This window comes from Schlesneria sphaerica, assembly GCF_044336245.1.
Taxonomy (GTDB): domain Bacteria; phylum Planctomycetota; class Planctomycetia; order Planctomycetales; family Planctomycetaceae; genus Schlesneria; species Schlesneria sphaerica.
Map to the genome: position 1 here is coordinate 1 of NZ_CP172346.1, position 16,008 is coordinate 16,008.

The 16,008-nt window shown below is 55.0% G+C and carries 12 protein-coding genes and 1 tRNA gene; 7 read left to right on the plus strand and 6 right to left on the minus strand.

Features of this window, described 5'->3' with window-relative positions; genetic code table 11:
* Positions 1-318 carry an ArsR/SmtB family transcription factor gene (locus ACGY09_RS00005; RefSeq protein ID WP_373652124.1) on the minus strand — a complete coding sequence of 106 codons (318 nt, stop codon included), beginning with the start codon at positions 316-318 and terminating at the stop codon, positions 1-3.
* 172 nt (positions 319-490) lie between these two features.
* Here ACGY09_RS00005 and ACGY09_RS00010 point away from each other — a divergent pair, with 172 nt between their 5' ends.
* Entirely contained in the window at positions 491-685 is a 195-nt protein-coding gene (locus tag ACGY09_RS00010; protein ID WP_397569994.1) for a hypothetical protein, read from the plus strand.
* A 1,000-nt stretch (positions 686-1,685) separates the two neighbouring features.
* Here the strand turns inward: ACGY09_RS00010 and ACGY09_RS00015 are convergent.
* On the minus strand, positions 1,686-2,048 hold the full coding sequence (locus ACGY09_RS00015) for a four helix bundle protein (protein WP_373652123.1): 363 nt from the start codon (positions 2,046-2,048) through the stop codon (positions 1,686-1,688).
* Between the two features lie 962 nt (positions 2,049-3,010).
* On the opposite strand from ACGY09_RS00015, the gene ACGY09_RS00020 reads away from it, so the two are divergent.
* Complete coding sequence (locus ACGY09_RS00020) at positions 3,011-5,143, plus strand: recombinase family protein (protein WP_397569995.1); 2,133 nt, start codon at positions 3,011-3,013, stop codon at positions 5,141-5,143.
* Positions 5,144-5,239: 96 nt separating this feature from the next.
* Entirely contained in the window at positions 5,240-6,412 is a 1,173-nt protein-coding gene (locus ACGY09_RS00025; protein WP_397569996.1) for an ISAs1 family transposase, read from the plus strand.
* Here the strand turns inward: ACGY09_RS00025 and ACGY09_RS00030 are convergent.
* The gene (locus ACGY09_RS00030; protein WP_397569997.1) at positions 6,402-6,776 is read right to left on the minus strand and encodes a transposase; all 375 of its coding nucleotides are present in this window, start codon (positions 6,774-6,776) and stop codon (positions 6,402-6,404) included. The genes ACGY09_RS00025 and ACGY09_RS00030 overlap by 11 nt on opposite strands.
* A 149-nt stretch (positions 6,777-6,925) precedes the next feature.
* Positions 6,926-7,681, minus strand: coding sequence for a hypothetical protein (locus tag ACGY09_RS00035; RefSeq protein ID WP_397569998.1), 756 nt, complete (start codon positions 7,679-7,681; stop codon positions 6,926-6,928).
* A gap of 179 nt (positions 7,682-7,860) precedes the next feature.
* Here ACGY09_RS00035 and ACGY09_RS00040 point away from each other — a divergent pair, with 179 nt between their 5' ends.
* Positions 7,861-9,051, plus strand: coding sequence for an ISAs1 family transposase (locus ACGY09_RS00040; RefSeq protein ID WP_397568819.1), 1,191 nt, complete (start codon positions 7,861-7,863; stop codon positions 9,049-9,051).
* 331 nt (positions 9,052-9,382) lie between these two features.
* Here ACGY09_RS00040 and ACGY09_RS00045 read toward each other — a convergent pair.
* Positions 9,383-9,457: transfer RNA gene (locus ACGY09_RS00045), tRNA-Pro, on the minus strand.
* Between the two features lie 175 nt (positions 9,458-9,632).
* On the opposite strand from ACGY09_RS00045, the gene dusB reads away from it, so the two are divergent.
* Together dusB and ACGY09_RS00055 are read left to right on the plus strand one after the other, a co-directional pair.
* On the plus strand, positions 9,633-10,733 hold the full coding sequence (gene dusB / locus ACGY09_RS00050; protein WP_397569999.1) for a tRNA dihydrouridine synthase DusB: 1,101 nt from the start codon (positions 9,633-9,635) through the stop codon (positions 10,731-10,733).
* Between the two features lie 261 nt (positions 10,734-10,994).
* Positions 10,995-12,146 (plus strand): S1C family serine protease, encoded by a 1,152-nt coding sequence (locus tag ACGY09_RS00055; protein WP_397570000.1) that lies wholly within the window; start codon positions 10,995-10,997, stop codon positions 12,144-12,146.
* 290 nt (positions 12,147-12,436) lie between these two features.
* On the opposite strand, the gene ACGY09_RS00060 is transcribed toward ACGY09_RS00055, so the two are convergent.
* Entirely contained in the window at positions 12,437-13,834 is a 1,398-nt protein-coding gene (locus ACGY09_RS00060; protein ID WP_397570001.1) for a hypothetical protein, read from the minus strand.
* A 751-nt stretch (positions 13,835-14,585) separates the two neighbouring features.
* Between ACGY09_RS00060 and ACGY09_RS00065 the strand changes: the two genes are divergently transcribed.
* Positions 14,586-15,983, plus strand: coding sequence for a sirohydrochlorin chelatase (locus tag ACGY09_RS00065; protein ID WP_397570002.1), 1,398 nt, complete (start codon positions 14,586-14,588; stop codon positions 15,981-15,983).
* The last annotated feature ends 25 nt before the right edge of the window (positions 15,984-16,008 follow it).

Sequence of the window (16,008 nt, forward strand, 5' to 3'; positions counted from 1 at the left end):
TTAGCTGGCGACGGCTTTGTCGAAACGCTCCACAATGCACGTCATGATATTCTTCAAATGCGGTTCCACGACCCGGTAGAAGACTTTCCGTCCATCTTTCTGGCTGTCCAGGAAGCCGCACCGCTGCATCAGTCGTAAGTGCTCAGACGCCATGGCCGTAGGCAAATCACAGCTTTCGGCCAATTCGCCGACGGTGTAGTTTCCCGACAAGAGCATCTGGATCATCCGCAATCGATGTGGATGGGCCAGCACCCGAAGACACTCCGCCGCTTCCCCGAGCGCGTCCAGTTCGGTCAGTCGTGGTTCAGCATTTGCCATGGGTCTGTTCCTCACTTGTGTTGGTTAAATATATCGGAATGTTCCGAACTGTCAAACAGTTTTTCGCGCGACGGTCACCGATTTTGTCAAAAGCAGCTCCGAGCAACCATGGACCTGTGTTGGTGCGATAATGGCGGGTAGTTGCGGCTGTTGTGTCAGACTGTGGGGATGCGTGCCCACCACGAGCATCAACAGCGCTGCCGATGCTGGCAAAAGCCGATTTCGGGCAGTGGGACTTCTCGATGAAGCCGCCCTCGTCGCTTGTGCTGCGGACATCGATCTGAACCGATTCGCGCGGCGATGGCGGATCGACTGGAGACTCCAGACTCCACTTCAGTCCAACGTCGGCGTCAGCTCAGCAGTCTGAACCAGAACTCCCAGAGATCGCCAACCCCGGCAATGGTCCTGCAGCGAAAAGAGATCAAATCCGCAACTCCGCCACAAAGACCAACAACACGGCAACGAAGCATCGATCGACCGCCGATCGATTTCTGGCCCCATAACCGCTCGACGAGCGGAACGGCAAGACTGGTCCCGTCGCCAACCGTACTCGAGCCCGTCGCAGCGACAAAAGCTTCCTGCCGCTGACGCAGGGAAACCATGTTCTAATCGATTGGAAGGCTGCACTATTTCCATGCCTGAGTCTTTGGTACGTAAGCTGGAATAGGTCATTTCGAAGATCGTTTGACGTCGCCCAGTCTTGAGGGAGGTTTCGATGCGCAGTTGTGCTGTCCTCCGCTAAGACTCGTTGTGTTGAAGAAGTCGCTGTCAAAACGGTGAGGGAGGAAAGATCAAGATGTTGATACCGAGGAGAGAAGCGGGGATCCGGCTGGCCAAGTTGGCCAGCCCCTGGCCAGTCGGTGGCCAGTCCCATGTGTGGCAAGGATAACGAGTTATGTGCTTTTGAGAGGGGCTGGCCAGCTGGCCAGGTGATTTAATGTAGATCCACAACAGGAAGTGTTCACTTCGCCTCTTTGATCGGGGTGGCCAACTCAATGCAATTGGAATGAAGTGGGCTGGCGCCTGGTTCCATGCGTTTTCCGGTTGATTTCGAAACCGACGGAGAGTCAGTCCCCCCTTTTCACCAGAGCCCCAGGACGACGAGGCGTGCTCGTTTGGACAGCGGCGAATGTCTCGAGCTGAGGCCGCGCTGCGACACTGAGGAGGCCTCGACGGAAGGTAGACGAAGACCCGGGACCGATCGATCTCTTCCAATGAAAGACGACAGAGTGGAAGTTGGACAGAAAGACGAACTCAGTCGATTGAGACTGGGCAAAGAGACCGTCCCCTCGAGAATCCCCGGCTTTGATGTCGGAATGACAGGACGGCTATTGGACCTTTTCTGGGATGGCGTGCAAGCTGAGTTTCTATGTCTCTCGATTTTCAAGACCGTTGATCAAACCCGATAGCATGCGCGAAATCTCTTCAAGCTGAGACTTGAGTTCGGCATGTTTGGACTCGTCGATCAGACCTCGACGTTTGGCGAGCTCAAGTTGAGGGACACATTCTTGGACGGAGCCTCGTGCGATGCCGAAAAAATGTTTGCGATCCGCTTTGGTAAAGCGGCCGTTCCCTTCGGCGATGTTGGATGAAATCGATAACGCGGCTCGGTTGAGTTGATCGACGAGGAAACCGTAGCCGCGTTGAAACTGTTCCGTAACGACGCAAACGGAGTCCGCGAAGTCGACGGACTTCTGGTAGACCAGCAGCTTCTCGAAAGCAAAGGTCATGAAGGTCTCCTGACAAGGAGAATTTGCTGGATGCTGCGGAAGAAAGCCAAACAGCCAAGAGAGTGGTGAGTAGAAAGTAGACCGAGCAGATGGGAGAAAGTAGTCCACCGAGCTGGAAAAGTACCTCGTTCGCAAAGCGAAGCCACTCCGATCTTGGTCTTTTCTACTCTCTACTTTCTCCCATCTACTCTCTATTTTTGTGGCCTAAGGGCCAAAAAAATCGGGATGACCGGCGATGGACATTTCCTAACGACATGACATCAGAAGAACTTTTGCATGAGGCGATTGCGCAAGTGCATGAGTTCACGGCAGATGAGTTCTACGCTCAAGCCAACACTTGTGGGTAGTTTCCTCGCCAATCGATTTCACGCACTTCGATCGGGCCATTTAAGCCGGCCTGATGAAGACAATCACCTATGAACAGGATCGCCCGCACCAAAAACCTGTCGAACTTCAAAAAAACAAATCGCCCTACCAACTTTGACGGCATTGAGGCAGGGAGTCGTGCCCACCCGGACATACAACCTCATAAGACACGTCGCCTTGCAAGCCGAAGTTCAAACAACTCAGCCAATCGCAGCTACCGGTTGGTCTGGGTCATTTGGCTCTATTGCGTGTTGTTTGGGATCGTGCCCAGCACATTCTCAGCACGTCACACTCCCGCGATCGAGACGCCTCCACCACTCCTGCCAAACTTGTCATCCCGCCGCCGTAAGCGTTTGAGTTCACCTATCAGTGACGACGCTGTGTGTTGCGCCTACCGCGGAAGTCAGTTGGGCGGTCGAAGTGGAGACGGTTATGCACGGCGTACGGAACTTCACCGGGTTTGTTGTTCAACGCCGTCCAAGGGACGGACTAACCCGTGCGGAATGGATGGGCGCCGCGGTACTTTCAGCAAACTCTTCCAGCTGACGCCGGTCGAATGTGTGCTATTATTGTGTGCGGTATGGCATCTCGTGCTGATGGCAGTCGTCAACGTCGGGAACGCCAGCAGTTGCGGTAAAGAGACTGTAACCACTCCACCGCGCTCGAAGTCGGCATTAAGTGAGATAAGCCCGATCGTCATTTCACGGCTCGGCGCTCGTCGACGCAAGTCCAACAGGAACAATGGCGAAGGGATCGTGGTCTGCTACGCCCGTTACAGCAGCAATCAGCAGGACGAGAAGAGCATCACAGATCAAGCTCGCTCCTGTCGAGCGCACGCAGCCGACAAACATATGCGGATCGATGACGACGCGATTTACAAGGATGAGGCGGTGTCAGGAACCTTGCTCCATCGCGAGGGGCTTGATCGGCTGTTGGCAGACGCGGCAAGTGGCAAGATCCAGGTGATTTACTTTTACAATTTGAGTCGTCTGGCTCGTGAGTCCGTCATTACGAAGACACTGATGCGCCAGCTGGTCGACCTCCACCGGATTCGCGTCATCTGTGTTGTCGAGAACATCGACTCGGACGTGAATGGATGGAACACTATCGCTTCCATCTTTAGCCTCGTTCATGAAGAATTCCTAAACATTCTTCTTGAAAATGTACGGAATGGTCAGATCGGAACAGTGGAAAAAGGATTTAGTGTCGGAGATTGGCGGTTCGGGTACACGTCTGTTCCGTCACCCAATGGAGAGACGATCCGGCGAGCGGGCAATGAAGTCGCCCGCCGGATCTATCAAATCAACGAAGACCAGGCATATTGGGTGCGGCAAGTGTTTCATTGGTTTGTTATCGAATTTCGCTCGATTCAGTGGATTGTTCGCAAACTTAATGAGCAACGAGTACCGAAAGATCATCGTTCGACCACCGCTAAGTGGAGTCATCAGTTGGTGGTCAATATGCTGCGATGCCCGAAATACGTCGGCATCTGGCCTTGGGGTCAACGCGAAAACATTCGTGATCCCGCCACAGGCCGAGTGACGCAAGTCGAAAGGGCCGAATCAAAGTGTGAAAAATGGACCCGCCACCGCGACGACTTGCAGATCATCGACAACGATCTGTTCATCGAGGCCCAGGAACAATTAGATGAAAATGCTCGTCAGATGGAAGCCTATCGAGATGCGAAGGGACGTCTGCGCGGCTCGGATGGCAGCCACAACCGGGTCCAACTGCTGACGGGTTTGATGGAATGCCCGTCATGTGGCAACAAATTCCACGTGACCGGCTCGCATGGCGATTATTTGCAGTGTTGCGGAGCACGTGATGGAGATTGCGACTGCAAGACGATGCTGCCACGCCGCGTGGCTGAGCGGCTGATTTTGAACGAGATTAGTCAACGACTGCTGAATAACTCGGAATGGCGGGATGCCGTGGTTCAGCGCGCAGAAGAGATCTGGCAGGAACTACGACATCAGAATCCGACGTCGGTTGATGATTTGCGTAAACGGCTGCAAAGCTTGGATTGTCGAGTTCAACGCTTGCTCGATCAAGTCGAATCAGAAGACCAACCGGACCCGGATATCACACTGCGTCTGCAAGATCGACGCCGCGAACGAGCCGAAGCAACACGCGAGCTTGAACGAGTGCAAGCTCAAGCTCTGGAAATGCCAACGCCGCCTTCCGATGAATGGGTAACCGCTCAGTTGCAGGAGCTCCATGTGATGCTGCAAGGAGACGTCGAAGCCGCGAATCGGGCGTTATTGCGCTTACTTGGCAAGTCAATGCGCTTGGAACTGATCGAGGAAGAAGGTCGTAAACGCAAGTTTTGGCGGGGCATTTTTAGGATTCAGTCTCTGGAGTTCTCGAAATTGTCGGTCACTCTCCAGGCTGATGAAGCCGACACTTCCGCCAATCCCGAGATCGTCCTGAACTTTCGAGTGCTTCCGCTGGAAGAGACACAAGTGCTACGGGCTTGGGAGATGCTCCAGAAAGGGCATTCCTTCACCGAAATCGCTAACGAGCTCAACGTGAAAAAGGCGCGGGTCTCGGGCATCATGAAAATTGTCGCCCGTCGCTTCGGGAGCGGGTGTTCGGCGAAAGAACTCAAGGCCAAGTTCTGCGACCAACGACCTCCCTCAGAGCCGTACAAACAGTTCATTGAGCCCGCGATGGAATTGTACAATGAGGGGTGGCTGTATGAGGCAGGGCCAGCGCTCACTCGGCGGTAAATAGGTGAGATGGGGTAAGTTGCGCCAGGGGTCTAATCATCATACCTTGATGCGATTGTTTGCGACAAGAAGCGAGCTGCGGCATTAAGGTGGATCATGGCGAAGAAAGACTCTGGTAGCGTTCGTCTGAGCTTGGATGAAATCATTCCGTATTTCGCGGAGCTCGAGGATCCTCGTTCTTCCATCAATCAGAAGCATCCCCTCGTGAGTGTCATCGTGATCTCCATCATGGCCGTGCTGGGTGGTTGCAGTGGCCCTACGGGAATCGCGGAATGGGCAGAACTGAAGAAGGACTTCCTGCTGGGTCTGCTCGACTTGCCGCAGGGTATTCCTCGCAAGGATGTCTTTCGTCGAGTGCTGATGTCGTTGAACCCCGGCGCCTTTCAGGCGTGCTTCACGCAATGGCTGGAGGCCTTACGGGCCGCAGCGGCGGAGGTTCTGGATCATGATCAATTGCTGCTGGCGATTGACGGCAAAACATTACGCCGCAGCCATGACCGGAAGAAGGGGTTGGGGGCTCTGCATTCTGTCAGCATCTGGGCCAGCGAAATGGGCTTGAGCCTTGGGCAAGTCGCGACTGACGAGAAGTCGAATGAAATCACGGCGATTCCCGAGGTATTGAAACTCGTCGATCTCCGAGGCGCGATCATTACGATCGACGCCATGGGAACCCAGACAGCGATCGCCAAACAGATCATTGCGGCGAAGGCCGACTATGTTCTCGCTCTGAAAGGGAATCAAGGATCCTTGTACCAGGCAGCGACGGATTATCTCGAAGAACAGATGCAAACGGATTTCGCCGATGTGGACGCTCGTCGGCACACAACGACGGAGACCGGACATGGTCGCACCGAGACACGTACCTATGTGCAACTCCCCATTCCAGATGTTCTTGCGGGTGCTGATCGCTGGGCGTCACTGAAGACGTTAGGGGCGGTCATCTCGATGGTCGATCGTGGAGGCAAGGAAACCGTCGACATCCGGTATTTTATCAGTAGCCTCCCCTTGGGAGTGAAGTGCTTTGCCAAGGCCGTTCGCAGTCATTGGTCGATTGAAAACAGTTGCCACTGGACCTTGGATGTCACGTATCGAGAAGACGAGTCCCGCATCCGAGAAAAGCAACTTCGGGAGAACATGGCGTGGCTCAACCGACATACTCTTTCGCTGCTCAAGCAACAGCAAAACAAGAAAAGCGTCGCCATGAACCGCAGAAGATGTGGGTGGGATGATAACGTGATGCTCAAAACACTAATGGGAATCAAGAGTTAGTACGCGCTGGCCCTGACCTCACCCTCTGCAGAGTGCGACCCCGCTCGTTTCCATGTAGTTGACGACGGGTCAGGCTGCAATGGTCCGGTGTCTCTCCCGACAGACTGATCCCCAGGAACCGCCGCAGCGCCAAGGAGTCTTCACACTGTGAGGCGATTTCCCGCGGAGAGTCGATCCCTTTCAGGTAACCGATCATCAGCATCCGGACGCAGACGCCCGGAGAAATCGAGGGGCGACCGCCCCTCTTGTTGTTCGGCTGGCACAACTGCTCGACGAATAGATCGAACCTGTGTTCAAAGAGTAAACGATTGAATTTGTCGTGAAAGACATACTCCGGACCGATCGACAGACGATCCGTCTCCAATCAGAATACCCGCTGACCCTCTGATTCACGCTTTCGCAAAAATACCGACAACTCGTCCAGATATGACCTTCTTAACAAGGCCGGTCGAGTATATTAGATTTGCTACCCGCCGAAAGATCTTCAACAGGCGACAGAGCTTGGCATCTTTATCAACTAATCGAGATCGAACCCGCTGGATCCATCACTGTTTTGCCCACCGGACACAATGTCACATAACCAGGGACAATCGGTCGCCACCACGATCCACGCCACTGCGGCACATAATCGATCCGACATTGCTTCGGGCCGCTTTCTGTGCAACTGAATAAATTGCATTCGTCGATCAGGTCCCCAAATAGACATCTGTAAGGCGGACGTGTAGACACACAAACGTACCCGTATTCCGACCATCCAAACACATGAAACTCAGCATTCAAGATATCCTTCTCAATGTGCAGCCACTCAGCAGCGCCTTTATCAGTCAGGCAAAGATGAATACTTTCCTCGGTGGACCAGTCTTGCGTTAAATTGAGTACTCCTTCCTCGTGAGGTATTGGATCAGGACGACCTTCGCGAATAAGACCTTCGACCTCCAATTCGCGCACGCATGCTCGCACGGCGTCAGTGCCCTCCCAATCTCTCTCCAAATAAAGCGGCGGAGCATCCACATACACCGTCCCTGGGATGGTGCAGTACGATTGAAAGTCTTGTTCGAAAGACGCAACCTCCGGCGTCCAGAGCGCGATTAATCTTAAAGCGACGAATCTCAACAACGTTGTCTCTGTCGCTGCGAGATACGCATAAAGACGGGGGACAATTTCAGTTCCGTCAGCAAAGTCCTGCTCAGTCGCTCCATCCGGAATCGAAACACGTTCAGTGCCGCGTATTGCGTAATTCCAGATTCTGGCACTTTCGGGGCGTCGCATAATCTGCACTTTCGTTCAGTGATTGCCAAGTTTGAATACTTTGCGTTCAACAGGTCCTTTGGGCACGGCCAGCGCGCATAGATAGGCGATTTGGGAAGACTGGCGCAAAGACCTTTGCGCTGGTACATGTTAGACATGGCACTTCTCGTGGGACTCTCTGTTGATCGACACAGGACGAGATGAGCCGCTCGGGAGCGGGGCATCCTTTCATGGCGGAAAAGCTGGTGAATGTCGAGTCGATTGGATCTTACTTCGAGTCGCTTTCGGATCCTCGGCATGAACGGAATCGGAAGCACCTGTTGGGAGACATTATCGTGATCGCCGTCTGCGGAATCCTCTGCGGAAGCGACGGTCCCACAGCCATTCATCGCTGGGCAGCAAATCGTCAGGAATGGTTGTCGGAATTCTTGCCGCTGCCCAACGGCATCCCCTCGCGCGATTGCATTCGACGTTTGCTGATGGTGCTTAGCCCCGAAGCGTTTCAGAAGTGCTTTCAGCAATGGATTGCCAGCCAGCTGATATCCTCCGAAGAGGATGGTAAAGAGAATAAGAAACGCTTGATTGCGATCGATGGGAAGACGTGTCGAGGTTCGCGTTCTGTTGCTGAGGGACTGAGTGCGCTGCACATCGTCAGCGCCTGGGCAAGCGAAGAAGGGATCGCCCTGGGACAAGTGGCCACGGAGGCAAAATCGAATGAAATCACAGCAATCCCTGAACTTCTCCGCCAAATTGGTCTCACCAATTCGTTGATTACGATCGATGCGATGGGCTGTCAGAAAGAGATTGCAAAACAGATCGTCGATGGCGGGGGCGATTTTGTCATCGCAGTGAAAGACAACCAACCGACACTGAGCCAGGCGATAGAAGACTACTTTGCGAAACATCTTGAGACTGACCTAGACGATTTGAAGTATCACAGTCATGAGACAAACGAGAAGGGGCACGGTCGATTCGATGAACGCTCTTATTACTTGACCGTAGTCCCGGGAGACTTCCCGCTGAAGAAAGAGTGGCCTTGGGTGAAGGCCATCGGTTATTCATTGCGGTTGTCACAACAGGGGAACGGACCACAAAGTTGCGAGGTTCGTTACTACATCAGCAGTCATTATTTCAGCGGCAAACGCTTCAGTGAGGCTGTCCGCGGCCACTGGAGTATCGAATCGATGCACTGGGTGCTTGATGTGACCTTCCGCGAAGACGATAGCCGCACGCGCGAACGGACGCTGGGAAACAACCTCAGCTGGCTCAGGCGTTTCGCGGTCACGCTGCTCAAGAGCCATCCCATCAAAGACAGCCTCCGCGGAAAGATGATCCGATGCTCAATGAACACAGACTTCCTTACACAAGTTATTACTCGTCAATATGTTTGATATGCGCTGGCCTTGCCTCCACTCCCGGATCATGTCTTCGTAGAGTTCGCGGGACTGGGGGGAGTCGTACTCACCAAGATAATGGTCCTTCCCGTCAATTCTGACGCGTGCTTGACCACTTGCGCGATGATGATGATACGCAGGCTCTTTTTTGCGTGCTGACACGTGCGGTCCCTTTCAATGGGTATTCGAAAGCAATTGCTTTCGTACCGCACTGTGCCGATTGAAGAAGTAAGCGGGGTAGATATAGGGTATTCGCCAGTCTCTACACCGTCTCACATCCTAATAGCCAGTTGCCGTAACTTACGACTGAGCAATAGATTGTAAAAAATCGGGATGACAGGATTTGAACCTGCGGCCTCTACGTCCCGAACGTAGCGCTCTAGCCAAGCTGAGCTACATCCCGTTTTTGTGCTGGTCGATACGGTTCTGAGTATATTTTGGGCTTGGAATGTCGGCAAGCGAATCGTTGGTTGTTCCGGGGCTGGGGCGTTAACATCCGTTCGGCTCCTCTCCCTGTTGCCGGGAGCCGGTTGTCACCTGCTTGACGAATTTTCCTTTGCTTTTCCAGACAGATGCTGATGCCTGCTGATATTCAAGATGCTGATGCCCGACAACGACTTGCGAAGCTGCCTCCTCTGAGTTACGGGCCGCTCACCCTGTCGTCCCGATACCTGCTTTCGCCTCTGGCGGGTTACACGAACCTGCCGTTCCGCCGGATTGTGCGTGAGATTGGGGGCGTGGGGCTGGCGACGACCGATCTGGTGAATGCGCGCGGGCTGCTGGATGGAAGCGGGAAGACTCTGCACCTGATTGAGACCTGTCCCGCGGATAGTCCCTTTGCCGTTCAGATTTTCGGTAGCGATCCGATCGTGATGCGGGATGCTTCGCAGTTTCTAGAGTCGCGCGGTGTGCATTCCATCGACATCAACATGGGTTGTCCCGTTCAGCGAATTACCAAAGGAGGAGCGGGAGCGAGCATGATGTGCCGGGTTGACAGTACGCTCGACCTGGTTCGGACGGTCGTGGAAGCGGTGAAGATTCCTGTCACCGTGAAGATGCGGCTGGGGTGGGACAGTACTCAATTGACGGCTCCTCAGTTCGCACGAGAGTTTGAACAGGTCGGCATTGCCGCGGTTGCCATTCACGGCCGCACTCGCGAGCAGGGGTTCAGCGGGACCGTTGATCTGAGTGGTATTCGGAAAGTGGTTGAAGCGGTTGAGCGGATTCCGGTAATTGGAAACGGAGACATCCGCTCCATCGCCGACGGCGAGCGAATGTTTCGGGAGACGGGCTGTCACGGAATTTCGATGGGGCGGGGAGCACTGGCAAACCCCTGGATTTTCCGGCAGTTTGTGGAGTGGGAAACGACGGGAAGCTATTCGCCTCCGGGGCATTTTGAGGACCGTCTGGAACTGTTACTACGGCAGTTCGGCTATCTGGAGCAGCAGCGCGGGACTGAGCGAGCGATTGTTTCGTTCCGCAAGATGGCTCACTGGTATCTGAAAGCGATGTGCGTGCGTGCGTCCCTGAGGAATCTGATGCAGACCGCGCGGACGCGGGATGAGTTCGTGGCGGCCGTGCGGGAGATTGCGGCCTCAGGCCCCACCCGGGGAACTCGTACGGGAGTGTTGCCGGAACTGGTGATCCCTGTCCCGTCGGGGCCGGTTGAACGATGGTAGTGCCAGCCGGTGCAATTGCGATGAAGTGTCACGATGAAAAATGTCCCGGTCAGTGAATCACGACTCCCCGAACCGTGATGGTCGGATGAAGGCGGTTTCATTCATGCGTGGCGTGGCCTCAGCAATATGGGTGGGGAGCAAGATCACCTGAAATGCCGTATTCTGGTGCTGCCACCGCCGATGGTAAATTATTCCCCGCTGTTCCTCCCGAGTCGGAGGGTGAGTCGCATGGCGAAGGACAGAGGATCAAGGAAATGAAGAATGAGTGACCGGTTGAATTCCGGGGGGACTCCACCCGAACAGCCTACTGTTCCGGCGTGGCTCGTCTCCGTTCTGCTGCTTGCAGTCGCCGGAATGATGCTGCAGAACGCGGGTTACCTGCCCGGTTTTGGGGGGCGCGCTGCTCGCGAGTCTCGGCCGATTACTCCACGCGGAGACCTCTCCGAAGACGAAAAGTCGACCATCGAAATCTTTCGGGAAGCGTCACCGAGTGTTGTCCACATTACGACGTTGTCGATTCGCCGTGACAGCCTGAATTTCCGAGCCCTGGAAGTTCCGGAAGGGACTGGAACGGGGTTTATCTACGATGACGCGGGGCATGTCGTGACAAACTACCACGTGGTCAGAAATGCACGTGCGGCCAAGGTGATGCTGGCGGACAATAGCAGCTGGACAGCATCGCTCGTCGGTTACGAAATGGACAAGGACATCGCGGTACTGAAGATTGACACGCCTCCGGGACGGCTCAAGAAAGTTGCGATTGGTGAGTCATCCACTCTTCAGGTGGGCCAGAAAGTATTTGCGATCGGTAGTCCGTTTGGACTGGATCAGACACTGACGACAGGTGTCATCAGCGGTCTGGGGCGCGAGATCAAGTCGATGAATGGTCGATCGATCGAAGGGGTCATTCAAACCGATGCCGCGATCAATCCGGGGAATTCGGGCGGACCGTTGCTCGACAGTGCTGGTCGCCTGATCGGGGTCAACACGATGATTGTGAGCGAGTCGGGGGCTTTCTCGGGAATCGGGTTTGCTGTCCCGGTGGATATTGTGAACCAGGTGGTGCCTCAACTGATCAAGTCGGGACGAATCGAGCAGGGTGTGCCCGGATTCAAAGTATTCGACGATTTGATCTCACGCCGGCTGGGAGTTGCGCAAGGGGCGCTGGTGGAACGTGTTTTCGAAGGAACCGGCGCTGAGGCGGCGGGGATTCAGGGGACGTACCGGGATGTCGACGGGACGATCTATCTCGGTGATATCATCATCGAGGTTGCAGGGCGGCCGATTCGGAGTGCCAACGATATGGCGAAGGCATTGGATGGGAAAAAGCCCGGCGACGAAGTTTCGATTCTACTGTTACGTGGCAGCTCACAAATCCGGGTGAAGGTCGTGCTTCAGGCGGCACGACGGTAAGAGAAATTCAACGCTGACTGTGGCACCGTGCGAGACAGAATCCGCGAGGACTCGATCCGCTCTGCTTTCGGGTCCCGATAACTCACAGTCTTTTACGTGGAGTGGGGGCGTTTGATTTTCGGGGGGGGACCCCGCGAGACCAGTCGTTCCAACCGTCCCCTGCTCTGCTGAGTCGACCTTGAAGTACGCGGCATCAGTTTGTAGCGCGATGCACGCGCGAACAACGGAGGTATTCTGCGCACAGCGGTTTTTGGTGAGCGAGACGATGAGAAAGGGAAGACGGGATTCCCTCAGAAGACCATGGAGGCTCCGAGGGTGAAGACCTGGACTGAGGGGCTGTTGACAACGCCGCGATCACTCCACAGAGCAAGGACTCGTGCATTGGGACCGTTGATGACGTATTCGACACCGAGATCCAGTGCGCGGGAGTAAAGTCCCGTGGAGGCTTCTTCGAAGTCGTGGTTGTATTGCTGGTAGCGGGTGAAGGGTCGCAATCGTCCTCGGACGGGGCCGACTGACAGGTCTTGCGGGATGATGTAGCCGACGTAAATGAAACCACAATCCCCCTGCTGACCGCTGGTGGGAAGATCTTGATTGTCATAACGATAGACCGCCCCTTCGACGGTGATCACGCCATCGTTGGCCAGCGTCGTTTCGAAGAGAGCGTCGAGGCTGACACCCGTGAAGTTACGCGGGTCCTCGGCGGTTCCCAGTGCGTGACGTTGAGTCTGGACGGCAAAACCCAGGGCGAGAATGTCTTTTTTGCCGTAGTAGGAGCTTTGGTGGTAGTAGCCGGGTTCAGGGTCGAGAAAGTTAACGGTGACGCGGGCATCGAACTGGATATTTCCGCTGGGATTGGGGGGGCTGTCAGGAGGGTTTGTGTACGGCGACAGCAGGGATGCACCGGTTCCGTTGAAGGCACCGACGCTCCACTTGATCTTTCCCCCTTGCCAGGTGCCCCAGTAGGCACCCCCCATCTGACGACCATCGATGATTTGCGGATAGTTGGAGACGAAAGGAACATCCCAGCCGTTCACGAAGAAAGGTCCGTCGATGTTTGAGCGGTCAGACGGCGGCAGGAATTGTCCCAGCCAGACGTTGAAGTAGTCACTCGTCTCCAGTTTGAGGATGGCATCCAGCAGGCTGAAGGACGTCGGGACGGTCAGTGCCTGTGGAGTAACCGTTTCCGAAAGATTGATATCCGAGTTGAGTTCGAACCCGACATATTTTGTGACCTGACCACTTGTCAGCAGTCGCATATTGTTCAGCGTGAAATAGCTGCCGAGGTCATTCGGCGAGGGACGAGTTTGCGAGTTAAATGAGGCACGGAGTGCCGCACCCACTTTGGCCCATTGGTCGGGATTCCAGGAATACTTGAATCCTCGAGGATCGTCGTAGGTATCACCATACGCCCCAAACCGAGTGGATGGCGGGGCCGCATCGGAACTCAGTTCAAAGAACGTCGGCGGAACCCCGGGATCGGTTCCTGCGGGAACATCATTCAGCGAACCCGGGGGAAGTGCCGGTTCAGGGAGGTTATTGAAAACGGAAGGATCGTCACTGTCGGCAGATTCGTCGATGGCGGAGGCTCGCCGGACGGCACGATCGGAAGTTCGCTGAGCTGAAGCGACTTCGGTCCAGAATCCCAACCAGGATGCGGTGAGCACCCCCATGATCAGGTACTTCATTGAGATACACCTCTCATCGAAAACAGTGCCATAATACAGTCAGAAGCGGCAAGGGATTGGCCAGGATTCTCATGTGTCACGGTGCGACCATGCTGGAAGAAGCACCGGTGGACCATGAAAAGAACTTGCGGGATCTCTTTGTCCAGTCACCTGAACGACTTGGGAAACAAGCATGAGCACAAATTGACATGACGGGTTTCGCCGAGCACCAGCAACGCTCGCTTCCCGTGAATGAAGGGCCTCCCGGTAGCATGAACTGGCGACGGAAGCTCCGCTGCGGCGAGCGAACATTGAGATGAGCGATTCTTTTGTTCAGGCGGCCGTTTCCGACATCTTTCTCCGACGGTACTGTCAGGGACGTTACAAACGAAATATCCGGTAGAGTCACCGGAATCATCAACTTCGACGTTTACTGACGCAAACTTGATACTCCTTGCTGTGAAAGCTCCATAAGTCCGTGAATAGTGGATCAGTTTTAAACGCGCTGGCACGTTGGCGGTTTACGAGATGGGGTGGAGGGCGTTCAATAAACGTTGCCTTTGCAGTCCGCAGCGAGGGGTGAGCGGCCCGATCAGAAATGCAATCGCTTTTCAAGGGTCACTCCTTCCCGTACAAACCAGGCATGGAAAACCAGTGTCTGAGACCATTTTCCTATTTCATCTTGAGCAATCGATGACGACATCAGCACGGCTGGAAGTGCTGCAATTGTTGCCGATTTCTGATTCAGGCTCGTATCTTGAGGCGAAGCGATATGACGTCGAAGTCCGGTACAATCGTGATTCCGGTCGAGTTTGGGACGCAGTGGAATCGTTCAGACATCATCAGTTTGGCCACGGCCCTGGAAACCCGCCTGGGACAGGCTGCAGGAGTCTGCTTTCTTGACGATCCGGTCGAATCGGCTATCTCGCTCGTTCAGTCGTTCGTGAAGAAAGGCCTTCGTCGGATCGTCGTCCTGCCGTTAGGGACGAGTCACCTCAATGAGTCGCTGCCCCTTGCTCGAATGTTACTCGCCATCAGAGGGGCCGTGTCGGACGTCCATTTCCATGCGGCAGCACCCTTGTCATGGCTGGAGTGGACCGATTGGCTGAAACAAATTGCCACCGAATCGACTGTTCAGGCTGGGTATGAACCGTCAACCGTGGGACCGGTGGTTGTCGGACATGGAACTCGTGACCCGATCGCAAATGCAGATCTGCCGAGAATTGCATACCTGCTCTCTCGCGAACTGCCCGGTCCAAGTGCGACGTATGCCTTTTGGAATGAAGCTCGTCCCGGCGTCTCCCGTGCGATCACTCACGCAGCAAGGGAGGGGGCCCGACACGTGCTGATCGTTACGTGGCTTGGCGACGGGGAGTCACACGCTGATCTTGAGAGAGAATCTCTCGAAGTCGCGCGACCGTTGGGGGTCACCGTCTCCATCGTCAGCCCGTCACTCGTGCATCCGAGCCTGCTCGATCGGTTATCAAGTAAGCAGCAGGAAGGCTGTTCTGATGCGTCGCTGCAGTTGTATCTGGAGTTCGTTTCACAGTTGAAGAATGTTGAGTTGCTTGCCGGCAAGAACCGGGTAAGCGAGGCGGAGATGACGCCTGAAGCTGCTCGCGAGCTTGAGGAACTGGACCGCAAGCTGAACTCAATGTTGCCCCCGGAATATCAAGGGCAGTATGAGAGCGTTGCCCCAACTTCGATGGGAACGGCCGGCCTGAAGTATGACAGTGATGGGAACGTAGCTTGGGACGAAATCTGGACGAGTTTCTGTGATCTGGCCCTCGCGGGGGGGCCACCACATCGAGGAACGTTGCTGGAGGCGGTCACGGCTGCCGAAGTTCTGGCAGAACCCGAAGAATATCGAGCTGTCGTGCGAGAGATCGAACGAGGGATTCGCATGGTGACGGGACTGCCCCTGATCACCAGTCGCAGTCCCGGATGGGTTGGCGTGATCTGCGAGAGCGAAGAGATGGCGGTCTGGCTGATGCGTGCGATCATCGTCGAGAACGTGGTGGTACGACGCGAAGGGGATATTTTGTATCTCCCCGCCGGCCCCAGGTTTACCGTCAAACGAGAAATCAAGAATGTCATCACGGCGATTGCAAAGACCGTCCACTACTGGAAAGCGCACTTGTTCTCGCAGCGCGATCCGCGGCGTGACTGATTCGTGTTTGAACTCCGTCACACGC

What these genes read in the sequence shown, in the direction of transcription:
- ACGY09_RS00040 (WP_397568819.1), top strand. Translation starts at nt 7,861, where the DNA reads ATGAGCCGCTCGGGAGCGGGGCATCCTTTCATGGCGGAAAAGCTGGTG.
- ACGY09_RS00065 (WP_397570002.1), top strand. Translation starts at nt 14,586, where the DNA reads ATGACGTCGAAGTCCGGTACAATCGTGATTCCGGTCGAGTTTGGGACG.
- ACGY09_RS00035 (WP_397569998.1), bottom strand. Translation starts at nt 7,681, where the DNA reads ATGCGACGCCCCGAAAGTGCCAGAATCTGGAATTACGCAATACGCGGC.
- ACGY09_RS00005 (WP_373652124.1), bottom strand. Translation starts at nt 318, where the DNA reads ATGGCAAATGCTGAACCACGACTGACCGAACTGGACGCGCTCGGGGAA.
- ACGY09_RS00055 (WP_397570000.1), top strand. Translation starts at nt 10,995, where the DNA reads ATGAGTGACCGGTTGAATTCCGGGGGGACTCCACCCGAACAGCCTACT.
- ACGY09_RS00015 (WP_373652123.1), bottom strand. Translation starts at nt 2,048, where the DNA reads ATGACCTTTGCTTTCGAGAAGCTGCTGGTCTACCAGAAGTCCGTCGAC.
- ACGY09_RS00020 (WP_397569995.1), top strand. Translation starts at nt 3,011, where the DNA reads ATGGCAGTCGTCAACGTCGGGAACGCCAGCAGTTGCGGTAAAGAGACT.
- dusB (WP_397569999.1), top strand. Translation starts at nt 9,633, where the DNA reads ATGCCTGCTGATATTCAAGATGCTGATGCCCGACAACGACTTGCGAAG.
- ACGY09_RS00025 (WP_397569996.1), top strand. Translation starts at nt 5,240, where the DNA reads ATGGCGAAGAAAGACTCTGGTAGCGTTCGTCTGAGCTTGGATGAAATC.
- ACGY09_RS00060 (WP_397570001.1), bottom strand. Translation starts at nt 13,834, where the DNA reads ATGAAGTACCTGATCATGGGGGTGCTCACCGCATCCTGGTTGGGATTC.